The sequence below is a fragment of the Microvirga arabica genome (assembly GCF_016811235.1).
Lineage (GTDB): Bacteria > Pseudomonadota > Alphaproteobacteria > Rhizobiales > Beijerinckiaceae > Microvirga > Microvirga arabica.
The window spans coordinates 55,030-75,176 of the sequence record NZ_JAFBID010000009.1 but is presented as its reverse complement, the minus strand read 5'-3'; the positions used below and the strand labels follow the sequence as shown (position 1 = coordinate 75,176).

Sequence of the window (20,147 nt, the reverse complement as noted above, 5' to 3'; positions counted from 1 at the left end):
TCGATCCGGTTCGCACACCTGGCGGCACATTGCCTAGGGACTTGGGCTCCGAGGATTGGAATCGAGCAGCCACTTCGTCAAAGCCATAGCGGTCAGCCCTCCAAGAAGTTGAGCGAGGATAAATGCCGGTACGCTCGCGGGTGCGATCCCCGCGAACGTGGCCGTGAGGCCTCGTGCAATGGTCACAGCCGGATTGGCGAAGGAGGTCGAGGAGGTGAACCAGTAGGCCGCCGTGATGTAGAGCCCGACAGCAAAGGGAATGGCCCCGATCCGAAATTTCACCACAGCGTGGATCGTCATCAGCAAACCGAAGGTCGCCACGAACTCAGCGAACCATTGCGCCACACCTGTCCGGGCGGTGGCAGATGCCTGGATGAGAGCCAGATCAAACATGCCATGGGCGGTCAGTGTACCAAGACAGCCGCCAGCGATCTGAGCCGTGACGTAGGGAGCCAGCTCCCGCCATGGCAGCCCGCCCATGAAGCTCTCGACCAGCGACACAGCAGGATTGAAGTGAGCTCCCGAGATTGGAGCCAGCGTAAGGATCAGCACAATCAGAATGGCTCCCGTCGGCAGCGTGTTTCCCAGGAGAGCGAGCGCCGTATTTCCGCCCGCCAGCTTGTCCGCCATGATCCCGGAGCCCACGACAGTTGCGACGAGGAAACCTGTTCCGAGGGCTTCCGCCGTCATCCGCTTCACGAGGGGGAACGTCATCGGAGCTGTGGGCCGTTTTCGGTTGTCACCCCAATGCTCGCGCCTTCCATATGGCCGATCTCGCGCAGACGGGAGCCGACCGCGAACCGGTCCAGGCTCGCCAACGGGAGGCTGATAAACGTTCCGATCCGGTTTCTGAGGAACCGGAATGCCTGCTCAAAGGCGCGCTCCTTGTCCATGGCGGAACCCTGAACTGCCGCGGGATCTTCGATGCCCCAGTGAGCGACGGAAGGGTGCCCTGGCCAGATTGGGCAAGCCTCTCCAGCGGCGCCGTCGCAGACGGTAATCACGAAATCCATCACAGGCGCGTTCGGCTGCGCATACTCATCCCAGTTTTTCGAACGAAAGCCCTCCGTGGGGTAGTCGTGAGCCCCGAGCACCTTGATGGCGAGCGGGTTCACGGTCCCTTTCGGTTGACTCCCCGCCGAGAACGCATTGAAGAGGCCTGCTCCGTCCTTGCGCAGGATCCCCTCAGCCAGGATGGACCGGGCCGTGTTGCCGGTGCAGAGAAAGAGAACAATGTAGATTCGCTCGGTCATAGCAGCCTCTAACAACACTTAGCGTTTGAGGGGGACTTCTCGGTTGAACAGCATCCTGACACAGCAGACGTGATGCCCTTCTCGGTGAGCGCATCATCTTCAGTCAGGCGCACGGGCTTATCGATCCCATTTGTTTCGAACCAGCGGTCGCGAGGCTTGCACGATGCGTGGCGCGGGGTGAGCGAGACCAGAACCCGTTCCGGTTCGACGGCAATGCCATCGACCGCATACAGACCGATTACACCCAAATCGTCGCCGCACTCGAAGGTAAGGCGCGAGGCGGGATCGAGGCCAACGTCGCGGGCCACCTTGTCCATGATGGCGAGGAACTTGCCGACCGTCATCATTCGGCTCTGTGGCTCGCCAGGAACGTCCCAGACTTGGATGAAGGTCTCGGTCCAAGCCTCTGAGTTGGCCCCGCAATCCAGGCCCGAGAATCGGCCTGCCTTGATTTCTGTAACGTGGTAGCCCGCCTTGGTCACGCGACCGGCATAGGCAATCACGAGCGGGAGCGCTTCATGGAACTGAAGCTTGTCGAGAAAAGCCCCGGTAGTGGGGTCTGCAATAGCCATGGCGTATCGCTGGGCCGTTGCAGGGCTTAAGGTACTGGCAAGCAGGTTCACGATGCGTTATCCTCCATTTCAATAATTCAAGGATTATTGAAATATGGATGAGCGTCAAGTTATTACTGCGTTCGGATCGCTGGCTCAGGAGACGCGCCTGCGGGTCCTCCGCCTGCTTGTGCAGGCCGGCCCTGAGGGAATGGCAGCGGGAGCCATAGCGGAGGAAATCGGAGTCTCACCCTCGAACATCTCATTTCACCTATCCCACCTGGAACGTGCTGGATTGGTCGAGGCTCGTCGAGAGGCTCGGTCGATCATCTACAGTGCAGGCTACTCAGCCCTGCGCGATCTTATCCGGTTCCTTATGGAGGATTGCTGTGCAGGTGATCCGCGTGTGGTTGCGCCAGAATGTTGCCCACCGACAATCGTTTGCTCCTGAACAGTCTCACCGCCCCAAAGATGCACGAGGCTTGTCATCGTCACGGTCATCACATAGTCACCACGCCATCGCCCTTGGAACCGTTCTCCGAGCCGTTGAGGCCAACCGTCAAAGGCGGAAAGGCTACGGCCTTAAACGGCTACATTGAGCTTCGCGCCGCGCCTGCAGGAGAAGACCCGTGATTCCTCGTTACAGCCGTCCCGAGATGGTGGCCATCTGGTCGCCGGAAACCAAGTTCCGCATCTGGTTCGAGATCGAGGCCCATGCCACGACGGCGCTCGCCAATCTCGGCGTCGTGCCGAAGGAGGCGGCTGAGACGGTGTGGGAGAAGGGCTCGAAAGCGACTTTCGACGTGGAGCGGATCGACGCTATCGAGCGCGAGGTCAAGCACGACGTCATCGCGTTCCTGACGCACCTTTCGGAGATTGTCGGCCCCGAGGCCCGCTTCGTCCACCAGGGCATGACCTCGTCCGATGTGCTCGACACCACGTTCAACGTGCAGCTCGCCCGCGCCACGGACATCCTGCTGCGCGACATGGACGAGCTGCTCGCCGCCATCAAGCGCCGAGCCCTCGAGCACAAGATGACGCCGACCATCGGCCGCTCGCACGGCATCCATGCGGAGCCCACCACCTTCGGCCTCAAGCTCGCCCAGGCCTATGCCGAGTTCGAGCGCTGCAAGCTCCGGCTCATCGAGGCCCAGCGGGAAATCTCCACCTGTGCCATCTCCGGCGCCGTCGGCACCTTCGCCAACATCGACCCGAGCGTCGAGGAGTACGTGGCCGAGCAGATGGGCTTGGCTGTCGAGCCGGTCTCGACCCAGGTCATTCCGCGCGACCGGCACGCCATGTATTTCGCCACGCTCGGCGTCATCGCCTCCTCCATCGAGCGGCTGGCCACGGAAGTGCGCCACCTGCAGCGCAGCGAAGTCTTGGAGGCCGAGGAGTTCTTCTCGGCCGGCCAGAAGGGCTCGTCGGCCATGCCCCATAAGCGCAACCCGGTGCTCACCGAGAACCTGACGGGCCTTGCCCGCATGGTGCGCGCCTATGCGATGCCGGCCATGGAGAATGTGGCGCTCTGGCACGAGCGGGATATCTCCCACTCGTCCGTCGAGCGCATGATCGGCCCCGATGCCACCGTGACCTTGGACTTCGCCTTGGCACGGCTCACCAACGTCATCGACAAGCTCGTGGTCTACCCTGAGAACATGCAGAAGAACCTCGACCGCCTCGGGGGCCTGGTGCATTCGCAGCGAGTCCTGCTGGCGCTCACGCAGAAGGGCGCCTCCCGCGAGGACGCCTACCGACTCGTCCAGCGTAACGCCATGCCGGTCTGGCGCGGCGAAGGCGACTTCCTCACGCTTCTCAAGAACGATGCCGACGTGACCAAATACCTGTCGGCGGAGGAGATCGAGACCTGCTTCGACCTCGGCTACCACTTCAAGCATGTGGACACGATCTTCACGCGGGTCTTCGGGGCCGGCGCCGCATAGCCCTGGGATACGGAGTTGAAGAGGGGCGCTTGAACGAGGCTCAAGCGCCCTTTATCTCCGGGGCATGAAAACCTCCGATTGCGACATCCTCATCGTTCCTGGCTATGAAAACTCCGGCATCGACCATTGGCAAAGCCGATGGGAGCGCCAGCTCTCGACCGCGTGGCGGGTTGAGCAGGAGAACTGGGACGCTCCCAGCAAGGACGCCTGGGTCGCGCGCATCGTCCAGGATGTGAAGCGTGCCGAAAAGCCCGTGGTGCTGGTCGGCCACAGCCTCGGCGTGCTCGCCATCGCCCATGGGGCCCCTCTCCTGGTGAGAGGTAAGGTGCAGGGCGCCTTCCTGGTCAGCATGCCGGACGTGGAGCGGCCCGACTTCATCCCGGCCATCGACCGTGCTTTCGCGCCGATCCCGCGCGATCCCTTCCCGTTCCCGTCGGTCCTGGTGGCCAGCCGCACCGACCCGCATTGCGACTACGCCAAGGCGGAGGACATCGCCTATGCCTGGGGCGCGGCCGTGGTCGACGCGGGCGATGCCGGCCACCTCAACACGGAAAGCGGCCATGGCCCCTGGCCTGAGGGGCTGATGCGGTTTGCGGGATTCCTGAAGCGCCTGTGAGGGGTCACGCCACCTCCTCTCTACTGTCATTCCGGGCTCCGCTGCGCGGCCCCGGAATGACAGTGAACATATGCCGGATGCGTTCTCCGGCCCCATCATCACATGACGAAAAGTTCATGCGGCAGTCATGGGAGCGAGAGCAGGCTGGGAGCAATCTTGTCCTTATCGCCAATACGGAGGATATCCGCATGACAAAGATCGCCACCTTCGCTCTCGCAGCCCTGCTGGCCGGCTCCGGTACCTATGCCCTGGCCCAGCAGACGCCCGCCCCTGCGGCGCCGGCTAGCCCGACGCCCCCGGCTGCACCGCAGGCGCAGGATCAGGACCGGCAGGATCGCCGTCCGCGCCTGACCCAGGACGATTACAACCGTCTCGTTGACGCCCGCATCGCCTCGATCAGGGCCGGCCTGAAGCTCAGCGCCGATCAGGAGCGTCTCTGGGCGCCTGTGGAGAGCGCCATCCGCACGGCTGCCGGCGAGCGGTTCACCCGCATGCAGGAGCGCCCGGACCGCGACGAGCGCCGCTCCATGGACTTCATGCAGCGCCTCGAGCGGCGCAGCGCCATGGTGACGGAACGGGCCCAGCGCTCGACGGCCGTCGCGACGGCCCTTCGCCCCCTCTGGGACACGCTGACGGAGGACCAGAAGCGGATCGCCCCCCGCCTCATGCGCGAAGCCGTCCATGAGGACGGTCCGCGCTGGCACCACCGCGGCGGCCGTCGGGGCCACCATGGCGACCGTCACCGCATGGGCATGATGGATCATGGCCGCGGCGGGATGGACCACGGTCCGCGCGCTCCGACTCAGCAGCAGTAAGACTGATAAGCAAAAAGGCCGCCCGATGGGCGGCCTTTTCGTTTGTAAGTGAGCTTTCGCAGCGATTAGCGCGAATAGAACTCGATCACGAGGTTCGGCTCCATCTGGACCGGGTACGGCACTTCCGACAGGGTCGGGATGCGCGTGACGCGGGCCGTCATCTTGGAGTGATCGACCTCGATGTAGTCCGGCACATCGCGCTCAGCGAGCTGGCTCGCCACCACGACGACCTCGAGCTGCTTCGACTTGTCCTTCACCTCGATCACGTCACCCGGCTTCACGAGGAAGCTCGGGATGTTCACGCGGCGGCCGTTGACCTTCACGTGACCATGGTTGACGAACTGACGGGCGGCGAAGGGGGTCGCAACGAACTTCGCGCGGTACACGACCGCGTCGAGACGCCGCTCGAGTAGGCCGACCAGGTTCTCACCGGAGTCGCCCTTCTGGCGGATTGCCTCCGCGTAGTAGCGGCGGAACTGCTTCTCGGTGATGTTCGCGTAGTAGCCCTTGAGCTTCTGCTTGGCACGCAGCTGCGTGCCGAAGTCGGACATCTTGCCCTTGCGGCGCTGGCCGTGCTGGCCGGGGCCGTATTCGCGGCGGTTCACAGGGCTCTTCGGGCGGCCCCAGATATTCTGACCCATACGGCGGTCAAGCTTATGCTTGGCTTGAATGCGCTTCGACATCGCTGTTCCTCTTTGTTGTCGAATTTGCGAGGAACGCGCCCTCCTCTTCCCGTCATTCCCGAGAAGGCCCAAGGGGCCGCTCGAGGGACAGGACGACAGGCCGACCGGAGCCGGGCCACGGGAGCGTAAAAAGTTACGCGGCCCCGTTAAGGACCGCGTGAACGGGTGGGGTTTAGGTGGAAAAGGCCGGAAAGTCAATCTTCAATCGTCATCCCCGGGCTGCGCAGCAGAACCCGGGAACATGAGCAAGATGTAGCTCGTGAACCTCGACATGGTCGTTCCCGCGGAGGCGGGAATCCATAACCGCTGACAGTGCCAGGATTGATATAGGTCGTAGTTATGGATTTCCCCTCCTGCGGCGTGGCCCTTTCGGTCGGGCTCCGCTGCGCGGCCCCGGAATGACAGTGCTGGGCTGGTTTTACGATCCCGGATCGGCTCTGCCGTCCGGGATGACGAGCCGGTGGTTACCCCACCAGCAGCGGCATGTCCTCGATGGCCAGGACCGGCAAGCCCTTGTCCTGCAAGGCTCCCCGCAGGGCGGGGCCGATCCCTGCGCCGCTGGTGAACACGGCGACAGTCTCGTTCTCGTCCGCCTCATGGCCCGGCACCGGATGCCCGATCAGCTGAGTCACCCGGCGAGCGATGGCAGGCGCCGGGTCGATCCAGGTGACGGGCCATGGCGCCAGTGCCTGGAAGCGCGGCAGGAGCAGCGGATAATGGGTGCAGGCCAGGGCGACCACGTCGGTGCGACCACCCTCGTCCGCGACGAAGCACGGCTGGAGCTCGCTCATCAGCTCGTCATCCGGAACGGGCTCGCCGGCCATTTCGGCCTCGGCGATGCCTGCGAGACGGCGTGAGCCCACGAGGTTGACCTTGCAGCCTGCCGCATAAGTTTCGATGAGGTCGCGGGTATAGTCCCGCGCCACCGTGCCGGGGGTCGCGAGCACCGTGACATATCCCGTTTGGGTCATCTGAGCGGCTGGCTTGATGGCCGGAACCGTGCCGATGAACGGCACGGAGAAGCGCTCACGCAGATGCGGCAGCACCACGGTGGACGCCGTGTTGCAGGCCACCACCACGAGATCAGGATCGTGCAGGCCGATCAGCCGCTCCATGACGCTGACGACCCGCTCCGCCAGGACGGCTTCGCTCAAGCGCCCATAAGGAAAGCCCGCATCGTCCGCCGCATAGACATAGCGGGCATCCGGACGGGCCTTCAGGACTTCCGAGAAAACCGTCAGGCCGCCGAGGCCTGAGTCGAATACGAGAATGGTGGGAACGGGCGACGGCATGACGGCAGGATTATAGGTCGCCCCTGCCAGAAGATCGACACGCATGACACACCCTTACGAACGCAACTTGCCGATAAAGTCGGACAGCCCCTGCTTGGTTTCCGGAGGCGCCATGTTCAGCCTGCGGCGCGGCCCCGGCTCTTCCTTCTTCTCCTGCCCCTCGACCTTGGGCATCTGCGCCGAGAGCCGCCGCACGGGCCAGCCGTCACTCCAGGTGCCCATGTCGACGAATTTCGGATCGCGCGTAAGAGCAGCGGCATCTTTTCCGGCAAACGCTGCTTCGGCGGCGATGTCGAAGGTCTTCCAGTAGGCGAGGTAATCAAGGGTGTCGGTGCCGTTGTTACCGAGCTGCTGCGTGAGAATGGTCTGCGGACCGGAGAGAGCCATATCGGCGCTCCAGCGCCAGGTGTTCTTCTGCTTCGGATCGCGAGGCGGATCGGGCGGCAGCTTGATGGCAGCGGCATCGTAGTCCGCCTTCGGCGAGCCTGGGGAGGCAAGCGTCGCGGTGATCGCCGGGAAGCCGTGATCGTCGGAACCGGCCCGCATGAAGAGCTTGCGGTTGGCCGGCACAGCGCTCGCCTGCTGCAGGATGAGCCGCGAGGCGCGGTCGGCAGGCAGGTAGTCCCGGTCGCCGCTCATGGTGATGATCAGGGTCTGCGGGTCGATGGCCGAGAGGTCCCGCAGCATGATGCCGCGCTCCTTCTCGTTGGACGCGATCCCACCCGGCATCAGGCCGAAGATCAGTTTGGGGGCCGGCACCTTGCCTGCGCCGGCACCGGCCGCGAGGTTGAGGGCGAGCGGCACGCCGGCCGAATGGCCGATGAGGGCCACTCGCTCCCGGTCCGGCCTGGCATTCGGATCGTTGGCCAGCTCCGCCAGGGCGCTCCCGATCAGGGTCTCGGCTAGGTTCGTGGCATCGGCCGGCTGCGAGCGGTTCACGTCCTGGAAGCGCGGGAAAAGCACGAGGTTGCCCTTGCGGGCGAGGTGATCGATCCAGCCGCCATAGAGCGCCGGGTTCACCGCCCCCCAGGAATGGAGAAGGATCACGACTGGGCGCGGCTTCGCAGGCGTATCGCTGCCGTGGAACACGAAGGTTCCGGCGCTCGCGGTGCCGACACCGCGCTTGATGACCTCGGCGACCTTGTAGTCGCGCCCGCCGGGCCCCTGCTCGGGCTGCTGCGGCGGGGTGGCCGCCTGCGCCTGGGGGGCCGCCAGGGAGACGCCAAGGACCAGAACAGGCAGCAGGAAGCGGCGCATCGTCGTCTCAAACTCTCTTACAATCGGGCAGATAGAGCCCGACCGTTATAAAGCCACGACTTGCTTAAGGTTTTCTCAACCTGCGCCCTTCCGCAAGGGCACGAATCGCCCCACGCAGGGTGCGCACCTCCTGCTCGGTCATTTCGAGACGGTGGAAGATGTCCCGCATGTTGCGGGTCATGATCGGTTTCTTGTCCTCTGGATAGAAGTTCACCGCGTCGAGTTCGGCCTCGATGTAGTCGAAGAACGACGTCACCGACTCCCGAGTCGCCGGCGGGGAGATTCTGCCGCCCTCGAAGGGCAGCGCGCCGCCGGTGGCGAGCTTGTACCATTCATACGAGACGAGAAGGACCGCCTGCGCCAAGTTGAGCGAGGAGAATTTCGGGTCGACCGGAAAGGTGATGATCGCATCCGCCAGCGACACCTCATCGTTCTCGAGCCCCGTGCGCTCGCGCCCGAACAGAATGCCGATGCCCTGCTCCGCGCCCAACCGCTGCTGCGCCTCCTTCATGGCGTCGTCGGGCGCGAAGACCCGCTTCATCTGCCCCCGCTCCCGAGCCGTGGTGGCGAAGACGAAGTTGAGATCCGCGATGGCCTCGCGGACCGTGTCGTAGAGCTTGGCGCCTTCCAGCACATGGGTCGCACCGGAGGCTGCCGAGTGGGCGCCCTTCTTGGGCCAGCCGTTGCGCGGAGAGACGAGGCGCAGTTCCGAGAGCCCGAAATTGGCCATGGCCCGGGCCACCATGCCGATGTTCTCGGCCAGTTGCGGTTCCACGAGGATGATGATCGGTCGAGTCATGGGAGTTCGGGAGACGCCAGTCGATGTCAGTTGCTCTCCCATACAGCGAAAGGCGGTTTCCCGCCTAGGTGACGAACGCAGCGACCGTTCAAAAAGCAAAGCCTCCCCGACATGGGTCGAGGAGGCGCTGCACACACGTGACAGGCGGCTTACCAGCAGCCCCAGCCGCAATAGTAATGCGGACGGGCCACCGCGGCACCCAACACGGCGCCGCCGACGACGCCCACTGCGGCACCGGCCGCAGCTTGGTTGGCGGCGGCGTTCGACTGGGCCACGTTGTTCCGGTAGCCCGCATTCACGCAGCGGGTGTAGGTAGCGGTGCCGGGCTTCAGCCCGGTTTCCCGGCAGACGGATTCGGCATTGCTCATGGATTGCTCGGTCGTCTGGCAGCCGGCCAGAACCAAGGCCGTCGCTCCGAGAATAAGTGCAAGACGCATGTCAGCTTCCTTTATGTTGAACCATGCTCCGACAGCATTGTGGTTTCGGCTTTACGCCGCATGCCCCTGAGGAATCCGTCGGAACGGGAAGATCTGAACTACGCTTAAGCTTGGCTTTCCGTGCGTCAGCACACGCAGAGTGGCGAATATTCTCCAATCGGGAACTTGAACCCACAGATGTCTCTTATTTCCTTCGTGAATTACGTTAGAGCGTCACATTGTCAGCCAATCTAAGGAACGATCAGGTGTCGCGTTTACGTTCTCTTGCGGCCGTAATGGGCCTGATCCTCTGGTCGGCGAATCCGACCGCGGCGGCGCCTGTGGGAGCCGGATCGCCAGGGGCTCCCACTCCCCTGTTCCACGGCAACTGGTGCGGCGCGGGCGACCTGAACCGGGCCTCTCCCGTCGATGCCCTCGACGCTGCCTGCCGGGCTCATGACCTGTGCTACGAGCGCGTCGGACGCGGTGCCTGCCAATGCGACAAGGCCCTCCTCAAGGCCACCGCGACCCTGGTCAAGAGCCCGAGAACGCCGGAGGCGGTCCGCAGCAAGGCCGCCACCGTGAATTCGCTCTTCAGCGCGGCGCTCTGCACCGAGACCGAGAAAATGCCACGCCGAGCGGGACAGGGCTGAATTCCTTTGCTGCCCCCACCTTCCCCCCTGGCCTCAACCGCGCTATAGCCCCGGCAACTCCTGCCCGACGGCAGGGCCGTTCCAGCTCTTCAAGCGCAAGGTGAGATCATGGCGAAGATCAAGGTTGCCAATCCGGTCGTCGAACTCGATGGCGACGAGATGACCCGCATCATTTGGCAGTTCATCAAGGACAAGCTGATCCACCCCTATCTCGACATCGACCTGAAGTACTACGACTTGGGCGTCGAGCACCGCGATGCGACCAACGACAAGGTAACCGTCGAGGCCGCCGAGGCGATCAAGAAGTACGGCGTCGGCGTGAAGTGCGCCACCATCACGCCGGACGAGGCCCGTGTCGAGGAGTTCAAGCTCAAGGAGATGTGGAAGTCGCCCAACGGCACGATCCGCAACATCCTCGGCGGCGTGATCTTCCGCGAGCCCATCATCTGCAAGAACGTTCCGCGCCTGGTTCCCGGCTGGACCCAGCCGATCATCGTCGGCCGCCACGCCTTCGGCGACCAGTACAAGGCCACGGACTTCAAGGTGCCCGGCAAGGGCCGCCTGACGATCAAGTTCGAGGGCGAGGACGGCACAGTTATCGAGAAGGAAATCTTCAAGTTCCCGGACGCCGGCGTCGCCATGGGCATGTACAACCTGGATGAGTCGATCCGCGACTTCGCCCGCGCCTCGTTTAATTACGGCCTAAACCGCAAGTACCCGGTCTATCTCTCCACGAAGAACACGATCCTCAAGGCCTATGACGGCCGCTTCAAGGACATCTTCCAGGATGTCTACGACAACGAATTTAAGGCGAAGTTCGACGCCGCCGGCATCCACTACGAGCACCGCCTCATCGACGACATGGTGGCCTCGGCCCTCAAGTGGTCGGGCGGCTATGTGTGGGCGTGCAAGAACTACGACGGCGACGTGCAGTCCGACACGGTGGCTCAAGGGTTCGGCTCGCTTGGCCTGATGACCTCCGTGCTGATGACGCCGGACGGCCAGACGGTGGAGGCGGAAGCCGCCCACGGCACCGTGACCCGCCACTACCGCGAGCACCAGAAGGGCAAGGAGACCTCGACCAACTCTATCGCGTCGATCTTCGCCTGGACCCGTGGCCTCGCGCACCGGGCCAAGCTCGACAACAACGAGGAGCTCGCCCGCTTTGCCCAGACCCTCGAGAAGGTCTGCGTCGACACGGTCGAGTCCGGCTACATGACCAAGGACCTCGCGCTGCTCGTCGGCGCCGAGCAGAAGTGGCTCTCCACCACCGGCTTCCTCGACAAGATCGACGAGAACCTCAAGAAGGCGATGGCGGCTTGATCAGAGCCTCGTCCCCTTTCTGGAACGATAAAAAGCCCGGCCCAGCGCCGGGCTTTTTATTCTGGGGTGGCAATTACAGCTCAAACCAGAGGCAGCCGAATTCTGGCATGCTCGACACCAACACGGGCGGGACGCTGACTTCCTATCCGTGCTGTGTCGAAGACATCATAGCGGGCGCCTCGGCAGGCAAGAAGCGCAGGCCCTCATTGGCCAGAACATTCTGCAGCCACGGCTCCTGAACGGCCGGCACGATGGTTCTCCGCAAGGCCGTTTCGTCGACCGGCTTGAGGGCTGTTGCGGCTTCTCCTATTCCGTATCGGAGATAGAGGGCCTCCAGGTAACTTCCGCTCGGCGGCAGAAACCGGTGATGATCGAAGCCGCATTGCAGGCGAAACATCGCCGTGTAGATGTGGACGAAGGGAGAGCCCTTCGTTCTGTCCTCGAGTTCGTCGCGGTACTCCGGCAGCAGGGATTTGGCGGCTTCGGCCCAATGGTAGGGATAGAGATCCTTCTGTTTCCAGCGGTGCTGATCGACGCCTGCCTCGCCGATGATCTTCGTCAACAATTGCGGGCCTGTCGCTCCCCAGGCGGACAGATCGGCCGCCAGCGCCTCGTTGGCGGCGCGCACCATCACGGGATGGTTGCGCGGAAACTTGAACTGTCCGTTGGCAATCAGACCCTCGCGGTCCGAAGGTGCGAATGCAATCGGCGTCTTGGGTGGATCGTTGCTGTTGCAGACCACATCCGTATCGATCCACCAGCCGCCGACCTTCCTGATCAGGTTGTAGCGGAAGATATCAGCGAAATGTTCGAAGCCGCCATGGGCCTCGAAGAGGCGCTCCCTTGGCAGAATGGTTGCCGCAGAGCGTAGGCGAACTCCCAATGAGACGAACTTCACCTGGTCGTAGGTATAGAGATTGACGGTGAATCCGCGGCTCAGAAAAGAGTTAAGACACATAACGGCGATGGGACTCAGTGCTTCCCCATGCCAGAATGAATTGAACTCTTCCCTCCTTCGAAACCATCGTTTCAACATAGATGACCGCTATCTTTGTACCGGACGATCCTAGCAATCATCCCATCTGGCCACACCATAAGGCAGCGTTATATTGGGGCACAAGCGACACCGGCTTGACGTCACTCGGCAAAGGTCCGGCTGATATCGTGCCCTAGACGCCAGGAGGGAAAGCGATGCCTGCAGAAAACAATGATCCCGTCCTGACCGGCGGCTGCCAGTGCGGCGCGGTGCGCTATGCGCTGATGTCCGAGCCGACCCATGCCAGCATCTGCCATTGCCGCATGTGCCAGAAGGCGTTCGGCAGCTACTTCGCGCCGCTCACCGGCGTACCACGCGAGGATCTGGTCTGGACGAAGGGGCAGCCCGGCATCTTCAAGAGTTCGGAAGCGGTCGAGCGTGGGTTCTGCCGGGATTGCGGCACGCCGCTGACCTTCGCTTACGTGGAGCGCGACCGCATCACCGTCTCCATCGGCAGCCTCGACGAGCCCGGCCGGATCACGCCGGAGATCCAGTACGGCATCGAGAGCAGGCTTTCGGTCTTCGAGATGCTGCACACGCTGCCCGGGGAGCGGACGGAGGATGGCGCCTCGCCGGAGGAACTGCGGAAGATGGCCTCGCGGCAGCACCCGGACCACGATTGAGGGGCATCCCACAAAAGCCCAAGGCTCGAAAGCGTACCATATAGTCGACAGGTCTCCAGCCTCGATCGGGGAATGCGGATTCTTTTCCGCAACCTGCGGGCCGTTGATGCATTGACCCCTTGAACCTTTGCCGGACGCAGGATCAATTTCGCGTCCAGGAACGGGAGGAGACGCTGTGGTTGCCCTGTCCCGCCCAGATGATCTGAGGCACCTCCACCCCCTTCACGCCATCCTACTCGCTTTTCCGCTTCCCCTGTTCCTGGGCGCGCTAGCGAGCGACTTCGCCTATTGGTCGACCTATGAAATCCAATGGGCCAACTTCTCGTCCTGGCTCATCGCCGGCGGGCTGCTCGTCGGCGGCTTCACCCTGCTCTGGGCGCTGATCAACCTGTTTCGCAGGCGCCTGGCCGACAAGGGGCGGCTGGTCGCCTATTTCGTCGTGCTGCTCGCCATGTGGGGGCTCGGGCTCATCAATGCTCTCGTCCATGCCAAGGACGCTTGGGCGACCATGCCGGAAGGCCTCTACCTTTCGATCATCACGACGCTCCTGGCCCTTGTTGCCGCCTGGATCGGTTATTCCGGGTTTCGTGCCGGAGAAGTAAAATGATCCGCTCGCTCTTCCTGATCGGCGCCCTCGCCATCACCCTCACCGCCTGCAACGGGGAGCCCGAGCCGCCGCAATATGGCGCAAACCCGAATCTGCCCGAACCGCAGCGCGGCCTGCTTCCTTCCATGAAGATCCCGAGGCCCGCCAACTGGGGCAACGATCTCCCGAAGGTGCCGCAGGGATACAAGATCCAAGCCATTGCCACGGATCTCAAGATTCCGCGCCAAACCATCGTGCTTCCCAACGGGGATATCCTGGTGGCCGAAGGATCCGGCGGCTACGCGCCCTCGCTCCGCCCCAAGGACATCATCGCGGGCTTCATCAAGAGCCTCGGCAAGAGTCCGGTGAAGGGCGGCGACCGGCTCACCCTGCTGCGCGACGCCAATGGCGACGGCACCTATGAGATGCAGGGCGTCTTCGCCGACAACCTCAACGCACCCTATGGCCTCGCATTCGTCAACGGCGCCATTTTCGTCGCCAACCAGGATGCGCTGGTGCGCTTCGACTACCAGGAGGGGCAGACCCAGGCGAGCGGGCCGCCCGTCCAGGTGGCCGCCCTCCCGGCGGTGATCAATCATCACTGGACCAAGGCGATGACCGCCAGCGAGGACGGGCGCTTTCTCTATGTAGGCATCGGCTCCAACAGCAATATCGGCGAGCGCGGGATGGAGGTCGAGGAAGACCGGGCGATGATCTGGCAGATCGACGCGCAGACGGGCGCGCACAAGCCTTACGCGTCCGGCCTTCGCAACCCCACGGCTCTCGATATCCAGCCGGGAACGGGCCAGCTCTGGGCGGTGGTGAACGAGCGGGACGAGATCGGCCCGAACCTCGTTCCGGACTACCTGACCTCCGTGAAGGAGGGCGGCTTCTACGGCTGGCCCTACAGCTACTGGGGCCAGAACGTCGACCCGCGGGCGCAGCCGCAGGATCCGGAGAAGGTCGCCGCGGCGATCCGCCCGGATTATGCCCTGGGATCCCACGTGGCAGCCCTCGGCCTGGACTTCTCGACCCCAGCCATGGGCGAGAATTTCGCCGAAGGAGTGTTCATCGGCGAGCACGGCAGCTGGAACCGCAGCAATCCGGTCGGCTACAAAGTGATCTTCGTGCCGTTCCGCAACGGCCGGCCGGCCGGCGATCCGGTCGACTTCGTCACCGGCTTCCTGGTCGACGAGGGCAACACGCGCGGCCGCCCGGTGGGGGTCACAGTGGATCCGCGCGGCGCCCTGATCGTGGCCGACGACCTGTCGAACACGATCTGGCGTGTGACGCGAACCAGCCCCTGAGCCGCAGCATCGGCGCTCTTCCGTCAAACGATCCCGGATCGGCTTGCGCCGTCCGGGATGACGCCTGTTCTCAGGCCGCCGACAGAGCCGCCTCGATGGCGGCGAGCGCGGCTTCCGCCTGCGCGCCGTCGGGTCCGCCGGCCTGAGCCATGTCGCGGCGTCCGCCGCCGCCTTTGCCGCCGAGCTTTTCGGAACCCACGCGCACGAGGCTGACCGCATCGACCTTGTCGGTCAGGTCGTCGGTCACGCCGACCACGATGCCCGCTTTGCCGTCGTCGCCAACGCCGATGATGGCGACGACACCGGAGCCGAGGCGCTTCTTGCCCTCGTCGGCGAGGCTCTTGAGGTCCTTCATCTCGACGCCGGTGACCGCGCGGGCCATGAGCTTGATGCCGGCCACATCCTTGACCGGGTCGCCGCCGCCGGATGCGCCCCCCATGGCGAGCTTGCGCCGGGCCTCGGCCAGCTCCCGCTCCAGCTTGCGGCGCTCCTCGAGGAGCGCGCTCAGACGGGCCGAGACCTCGTCCACCGGGGTCTTGAGAATGTTGGCGACCTCGCGCAGCTTGCGGCTTTCCTCAGCGAGGTAGCGGCGGGCGGCATCGCCCGTCATGGCTTCAAGACGGCGGACGCCGGCCGCGACCGCGCTCTCGCCCACGATGGTGACGACACCGATGTCGCCGGTGCGGTTCACGTGCGTGCCGCCGCAGAGCTCGATGGAGAAGGTCTTAGCATCGCCGGCCTTGCCCATGGAGACCACCCGGACCTCGTCGCCGTACTTCTCGCCGAAGAGCGCGCGGGCGCCGGACTCGATAGCCTCGTCAACGGCCATGAGCTTGGTGACCACCGGCTCGTTCTGGAGCAGCACCTTGTTGGCGATCTCCTCGACCTTGGCGAGTTCCGCATCCTCAATAGGCTTGGGATGGCTGAAGTCGAAGCGCAGGCGGTCGGGCGCCACGAGCGAGCCCTTCTGGGCCACGTGGTCGCCGAGCACCTGGCGCAGGGCCTCGTGCAGGAGATGGGTGGCTGAGTGGTTCGAGCGCACGGCCGAACGGCGCTCGTGATCGACGATCAGCTCCAGCGACTGGTTGAGCTTGAGGGAGCCGTGCTCCACGGTGATGTGGTGCACGAACAGGTCGCCGAGCTTCTTTTCGGTGCCGGTGACGAACACGCGGGCGCCCTCGCCCTGCATCACGCCGGTATCGCCGACCTGGCCGCCGGACTCGCCGTAGAATGGAGTCTGGTTGAGCACCACGAGGCCGCTCTCGCCGGCCTTCAGTTCCGAGACTTCCTGGCCATCCTTGAGCAGCGCCAGGACGATGCCCTCGGCGGTCTCAGTATCGTAACCGAGGAACTCGGTGGCGCCGGTGCGCTCCTTCACCGAGAACCACACGGTCTCGGTCGCCGCCTCGCCGGAACCCGACCAGGCTGCGCGGGCCTTCTCGCGCTGGCGCTGCATGGCGGCGTCGAAGGCCTCCGTGTCGACACCGATGCCGCGCGGCTTCAGGGCATCCTGCGTGAGATCGAGCGGGAAGCCGTAGGTGTCGTAGAGGGTGAAGGCCGTGTCGCCGGACAGGTTCTGACCCTCGCCGAGATTGCGGGTCTCCTCGTCGAGGATCGAGAGGCCGCGCTCCAGGGTCTTGCGGAAGCGGGTTTCTTCCAGCCGCAGGGTCTCGACGATCAGCGCCTCGGCGCGGATCAGCTCGGGATAGGCCAGTCCCATCTCGCGCACGAGAGCCGGCACGAGGCGGTACATGATCGGATCGCGCGCGCCGAGCAGCTGCGCATGGCGCATGGCGCGGCGCATGATGCGCCGGAGCACGTAGCCGCGGCCCTCGTTTGACGGCAGCACGCCATCGGCCACGAGGAAGCAGGAGGTGCGCAGGTGATCGGCGATCACTCGGTGCGAAACCTTGCGGTCACCCTCCGGGGCGACGCCAGTGGCGTGGGCCACGGCCTCGATGAGGGTGCGGAACAGGTCCGTGTCGTAGTTCGAGTGCACGCCCTGCAGGATCGCGGCGACGCGCTCAAGGCCCATGCCGGTGTCGATGGAGGGCTTCGGCAGGGCAATGCGGTTGCCGGGCTCGATCTGCTCGTACTGCATGAACACGAGATTCCAGAACTCGAGGAACCGGTCGCCATCCTCCTCCGGGCTGCCGGGAGGGCCGCCCCAGAGCTTGTCGCCCTGATCGATGAAGATTTCCGAGCACGGGCCACAGGGGCCGGTATCGCCCATCTGCCAGAAATTGTCCGAGGTCGGGATGCGGATGATCTTCGAGTCCGAGAAGCCGGCGATCTTCTTCCACAGGTCGGCCGCCTCGTCGTCCGTGTGATAGACGGTGACAAGGAGCTTGTCCTTGGGCAGGTCGAACTCCTTGGTGATCAGGTTCCAGGCGAGCTCGATGGCACGCTCCTTGAAGTAGTCGCCGAAGGAGAAGTTGCCGAGCATCTCGAAGAAGGTGTGGTGGCGCGCGGTGTAGCCCACATTGTCGAGATCGTTGTGCTTGCCGCCGGCGCGCACGCATTTCTGCGAGGTCGCGGCCGTGCTGTAGGGGCGCTTCTCGACGCCCGTGAAGACGTTCTTGAACTGCACCATGCCGGCATTCGTGAACATCAGGGTCGGGTCGTTGCGCGGCACGAGCGGGCTCGAGGCCACCACCTCATGGCCGTTCTTGGCAAAGTAATCGAGGAAGGTCGACCGGATTGCGTTGATGGACCGAAGTTCGTTGGCGCCGCTCATGGGGTTCTCAAGCTCGAAGTATTGGGCTTTTCAAGGCCCGAAAAACTATGATGGTGGCCGGTTTTAGCCGCCTACGCCCGCGCTGTCGAGGCGGCGTTTCGGCAGGCTCAGCGAATAGGCTCGCAGCGGGTACTGAAGTCCCGCACCTCGCCTGCGGCCACGAAGCCAATCTGCGCCAGAGGCCGAACTGGGCCGCCCTGCGCGGATAGGCGCAATCATCAGCGGGTTGAGTCCGGCCCGCTTAGTGCTAACCTCAGTTTGGCCGTTGCGGCCTCGGATCGTTCCGGTTGTTTTTATGATGGTTTTTCAGTTTGCCGCCTTTGCCCGGCCTGCATGGATCAAGCCCGTCCCTGAATGGCTCCGCAACGTTGCGGGCGCGGCATGCCTCGGCCTTGGCCTCATGGGCAGTCCGGCTGCGGCTCAAGGCGGGGAGCGGGATTGGCATCTCACCGCCTATGGCAGCCAGTGGGTCAATGCCGATCTGCTGGAGATCCCCGAGCGGTCCCTGACGGGCAGCTTGAGATCGGAGGACGCCTACTTCGTCGGGGCCGGCCTGTCGCGGGTTATCGTCCCGTCCTTCTCCATCCCGCTTCTGGGAACCAACTTCGCCGTCCCTGGCAACCGCATCGAGCTCGAGGGGCAAGTTCTGCGCCATTTCGGTGAACAGAGCCATTGGGAGGGCACGATCGCGCTCATGTTCCGCACGGGCCAGATCCCGCTCTTCGGCGGCCTGAGCGTCAACCTGGCCTTCGGCGAGGGTCTTTCCTATGCGTCCGAGCGGCCGGCGCTCGAGGGCAGCTTCCGGGTCGAGCCGACCCGCCTCCTCAACTATCTCGCCTTCGAGGCGGAGTTCTCCCATGCGTCGCTGCCCGGCGTGTACTTCGTCCCGCGGGTCCATCACCGCTCCGGGATCTTCGGGCTGATCGCGCCGAAGGAGTCCGGTTCGAACTTCATCGGGGCCGGGATCCGCGTGGATCTGCGATAGGAGCGGCCCTCCCTGCCACTCCCCAAACGAAAAGACCGCCGCGATCTCTCGCGACGGCCTCTCTTTGCCCTTGAAGGAGAGCAAAGGCTTATTCGGCGGAACCCTCGTCCAGATCGTCGGCGGTCGGGGTTGCCTGGTCCAGGATGCGGTCTGCCAGGAGACCGGCATTCTGGCGGATGAGACCCTCGATCTTGTCGGCGACCTCAGGGTTGTCGCGCAGGAACTGCTTCGAGTTCTCGCGGCCCTGGCCTAGGCGCTGGCTGTCGTAGGAGAACCAAGCGCCGGACTTCTCGACGATGCCGGCCTTGACGCCGAGATCGATGAGCTCGCCCACCTTGGACACACCCTCGCCGAACATGATGTCGAACTCGACCTGCTTGAAGGGCGGAGCGACCTTGTTCTTGACGACCTTCACGCGCACCGAGTTGCCGATCGGATCGTCTCGATCCTTAAGGGTCGAGACGCGGCGGATGTCGAGGCGCACGGAGGCATAGAACTTCAGGGCGTTGCCGCCCGTGGTCGTCTCCGGCGAGCCATACATGACGCCGATCTTCATGCGGATCTGGTTGATGAAGATCACCATGGTCTTCGACCGGGAGATCGAACCGGTAAGCTTGCGCAGGGCCTGGCTCATGAGACGGGCCTGCAGGCCCGGCTGAACGTCGCCCATCTCGCCGTCGAGCTCGGCCTTCGGGGTCAGCGCCGCCACCGAGTCGATGACGAGCACGTCGACCGCGCCGGAGCGGACCAGCGTGTCGGAAATCTCGAGAGCCTGCTCGCCCGTGTCGGGCTGGGAGATCAGGAGATCGTCCAGGTTGACGCCGAGCTTGCGGGCATAAACCGGATCGAGCGCGTGCTCCGCGTCCACGAAGGCGCAGACGCCACCCTTCTTCTGGGCCTCGGCAATGGTGTGCAGCGCGAGCGTGGTCTTACCGGACGATTCCGGTCCGTAGATCTCGATGATGCGGCCGCGGGGCAGACCGCCCACGCCGAGCGCGATGTCGAGACCGAGCGAACCCGTCGAAACGGTTTCAATTTCCACCGGCTGCTGGCCCTTGCCGAGCCGCATGATCGAGCCCTTGCCGAAGGCACGCTCGATCTGGGAGAGCGCCGCGTCGAGAGCTTTGGTTTTTTCTTTGTCCATTGATGAGCTTTCCACCAGTCTCAGGGAGGACTGTGACATGACCTAACATCCTTATGGCAGGAGGAAGAGTGAATCTCAACGCGGTGTTGAGAGAATATATGTACTCACTTTGTTCCCCCTTACAAGTT

General features: G+C 64.0%; 21 protein-coding genes. 10 read left to right on the top strand and 11 right to left on the bottom strand.

The genetic code is table 11. The features are described from left to right. Nucleotides 1-33: 33 nt before the first annotated feature. From JQC81_RS07040 to JQC81_RS07030, 3 genes are read right to left on the bottom strand one after another with little or no spacing between them, the layout of a single operon-like run. Nucleotides 34-714 carry an aquaporin gene (locus JQC81_RS07040; protein ID WP_203271103.1) on the bottom strand — a complete coding sequence of 227 codons (681 nt, stop codon included), beginning with the start codon at nucleotides 712-714 and terminating at the stop codon, nucleotides 34-36. Then, nucleotides 711-1,253, bottom strand: coding sequence for an arsenate reductase ArsC (locus JQC81_RS07035; RefSeq protein ID WP_203271102.1), 543 nt, complete (start codon nucleotides 1,251-1,253; stop codon nucleotides 711-713). Before JQC81_RS07035 ends, JQC81_RS07040 begins: the two co-directional genes overlap by 4 nt. An 8-nt stretch (nucleotides 1,254-1,261) precedes the next feature. Continuing rightward, the gene (locus tag JQC81_RS07030; protein ID WP_203271101.1) at nucleotides 1,262-1,876 is read right to left on the bottom strand and encodes a DUF6428 family protein; all 615 of its coding nucleotides are present in this window, start codon (nucleotides 1,874-1,876) and stop codon (nucleotides 1,262-1,264) included. 43 nt (nucleotides 1,877-1,919) lie between these two features. Between JQC81_RS07030 and JQC81_RS07025 the strand changes: the two genes are divergently transcribed. The 4 genes from JQC81_RS07025 (at nucleotide 1,920) to JQC81_RS07010 (ending at nucleotide 5,178) form a co-directional block, all read left to right on the top strand. Then, entirely contained in the window at nucleotides 1,920-2,255 is a 336-nt protein-coding gene (locus JQC81_RS07025) for an ArsR/SmtB family transcription factor (RefSeq protein ID WP_203271100.1), read from the top strand. 178 nt (nucleotides 2,256-2,433) lie between these two features. Next, nucleotides 2,434-3,747, top strand: a complete 1,314-nt coding sequence (purB, locus tag JQC81_RS07020; RefSeq protein ID WP_203271099.1) for an adenylosuccinate lyase — start codon at nucleotides 2,434-2,436, stop codon at nucleotides 3,745-3,747. A gap of 64 nt (nucleotides 3,748-3,811) precedes the next feature. Then, nucleotides 3,812-4,363: an RBBP9/YdeN family alpha/beta hydrolase gene (locus JQC81_RS07015; protein WP_203271098.1), complete on the top strand. Its 552-nt coding sequence runs from the start codon at nucleotides 3,812-3,814 to the stop codon at nucleotides 4,361-4,363. A gap of 188 nt (nucleotides 4,364-4,551) precedes the next feature. Next, complete coding sequence (locus tag JQC81_RS07010; protein ID WP_203271097.1) at nucleotides 4,552-5,178, top strand: Spy/CpxP family protein refolding chaperone; 627 nt, start codon at nucleotides 4,552-4,554, stop codon at nucleotides 5,176-5,178. Between the two features lie 65 nt (nucleotides 5,179-5,243). Here JQC81_RS07010 and rpsD read toward each other — a convergent pair whose 3' ends face one another. The 5 genes from rpsD to JQC81_RS06985 all read right to left on the bottom strand — a co-directional run bounded on the left by rpsD (nucleotide 5,244) and on the right by JQC81_RS06985 (nucleotide 9,646). Then, complete coding sequence (rpsD, locus tag JQC81_RS07005; protein WP_036350633.1) at nucleotides 5,244-5,861, bottom strand: 30S ribosomal protein S4; 618 nt, start codon at nucleotides 5,859-5,861, stop codon at nucleotides 5,244-5,246. Between the two features lie 464 nt (nucleotides 5,862-6,325). Then, nucleotides 6,326-7,198 (bottom strand): glutamate racemase, encoded by an 873-nt coding sequence (gene murI / locus JQC81_RS07000; protein WP_203271096.1) that lies wholly within the window; start codon nucleotides 7,196-7,198, stop codon nucleotides 6,326-6,328. Nucleotides 7,199-7,207: 9 nt separating this feature from the next. Further along, nucleotides 7,208-8,410 (bottom strand): dienelactone hydrolase family protein, encoded by a 1,203-nt coding sequence (locus JQC81_RS06995; RefSeq protein ID WP_203271095.1) that lies wholly within the window; start codon nucleotides 8,408-8,410, stop codon nucleotides 7,208-7,210. 64 nt (nucleotides 8,411-8,474) lie between these two features. Continuing rightward, nucleotides 8,475-9,209: an RNA methyltransferase gene (locus JQC81_RS06990; RefSeq protein WP_203271094.1), complete on the bottom strand. Its 735-nt coding sequence runs from the start codon at nucleotides 9,207-9,209 to the stop codon at nucleotides 8,475-8,477. Nucleotides 9,210-9,358: 149 nt separating this feature from the next. Then, complete coding sequence (locus JQC81_RS06985) at nucleotides 9,359-9,646, bottom strand: hypothetical protein (protein WP_203271093.1); 288 nt, start codon at nucleotides 9,644-9,646, stop codon at nucleotides 9,359-9,361. 245 nt (nucleotides 9,647-9,891) lie between these two features. Here JQC81_RS06985 and JQC81_RS06980 point away from each other — a divergent pair, with 245 nt between their 5' ends. Then, nucleotides 9,892-10,278, top strand: a complete 387-nt coding sequence (locus JQC81_RS06980) for a phospholipase A2 family protein (protein ID WP_203271092.1) — start codon at nucleotides 9,892-9,894, stop codon at nucleotides 10,276-10,278. 108 nt (nucleotides 10,279-10,386) lie between these two features. Next, a complete protein-coding gene (locus tag JQC81_RS06975; protein WP_203271091.1) occupies nucleotides 10,387-11,601 on the top strand; it encodes an NADP-dependent isocitrate dehydrogenase in 1,215 nt (404 codons plus the stop codon). A 142-nt stretch (nucleotides 11,602-11,743) separates the two neighbouring features. Here JQC81_RS06975 and JQC81_RS06970 read toward each other — a convergent pair whose 3' ends face one another. Further along, the gene (locus JQC81_RS06970) at nucleotides 11,744-12,559 is read right to left on the bottom strand and encodes a hypothetical protein (RefSeq protein WP_203271090.1); all 816 of its coding nucleotides are present in this window, start codon (nucleotides 12,557-12,559) and stop codon (nucleotides 11,744-11,746) included. Nucleotides 12,560-12,792: 233 nt separating this feature from the next. Here JQC81_RS06970 and JQC81_RS06965 point away from each other — a divergent pair, with 233 nt between their 5' ends. From JQC81_RS06965 to JQC81_RS06955, 3 genes are all read left to right on the top strand, one after another. Further along, entirely contained in the window at nucleotides 12,793-13,260 is a 468-nt protein-coding gene (locus JQC81_RS06965; RefSeq protein ID WP_203271089.1) for a GFA family protein, read from the top strand. A 175-nt stretch (nucleotides 13,261-13,435) separates the two neighbouring features. Next, nucleotides 13,436-13,867 (top strand): DUF2231 domain-containing protein, encoded by a 432-nt coding sequence (locus JQC81_RS06960; protein WP_203271088.1) that lies wholly within the window; start codon nucleotides 13,436-13,438, stop codon nucleotides 13,865-13,867. After that, nucleotides 13,864-15,153 (top strand): PQQ-dependent sugar dehydrogenase, encoded by a 1,290-nt coding sequence (locus tag JQC81_RS06955; protein ID WP_203271087.1) that lies wholly within the window; start codon nucleotides 13,864-13,866, stop codon nucleotides 15,151-15,153. The genes JQC81_RS06960 and JQC81_RS06955 overlap by 4 nt, the downstream gene beginning before the upstream one ends. A 70-nt stretch (nucleotides 15,154-15,223) precedes the next feature. Here the strand turns inward: JQC81_RS06955 and alaS are convergent, their stop codons facing one another. Then, nucleotides 15,224-17,890: an alanine--tRNA ligase gene (gene alaS, locus JQC81_RS06950; RefSeq protein ID WP_203271086.1), complete on the bottom strand. Its 2,667-nt coding sequence runs from the start codon at nucleotides 17,888-17,890 to the stop codon at nucleotides 15,224-15,226. A 295-nt stretch (nucleotides 17,891-18,185) separates the two neighbouring features. Here alaS and JQC81_RS06945 point away from each other — a divergent pair, with 295 nt between their 5' ends. Further along, nucleotides 18,186-18,875 carry a hypothetical protein gene (locus JQC81_RS06945; RefSeq protein WP_203271085.1) on the top strand — a complete coding sequence of 230 codons (690 nt, stop codon included), beginning with the start codon at nucleotides 18,186-18,188 and terminating at the stop codon, nucleotides 18,873-18,875. An 88-nt stretch (nucleotides 18,876-18,963) separates the two neighbouring features. Here JQC81_RS06945 and recA read toward each other — a convergent pair whose 3' ends face one another. Next, the gene (recA, locus tag JQC81_RS06940) at nucleotides 18,964-20,058 is read right to left on the bottom strand and encodes a recombinase RecA (RefSeq protein WP_203271084.1); all 1,095 of its coding nucleotides are present in this window, start codon (nucleotides 20,056-20,058) and stop codon (nucleotides 18,964-18,966) included. Nucleotides 20,059-20,147 lie beyond the last annotated feature (89 nt).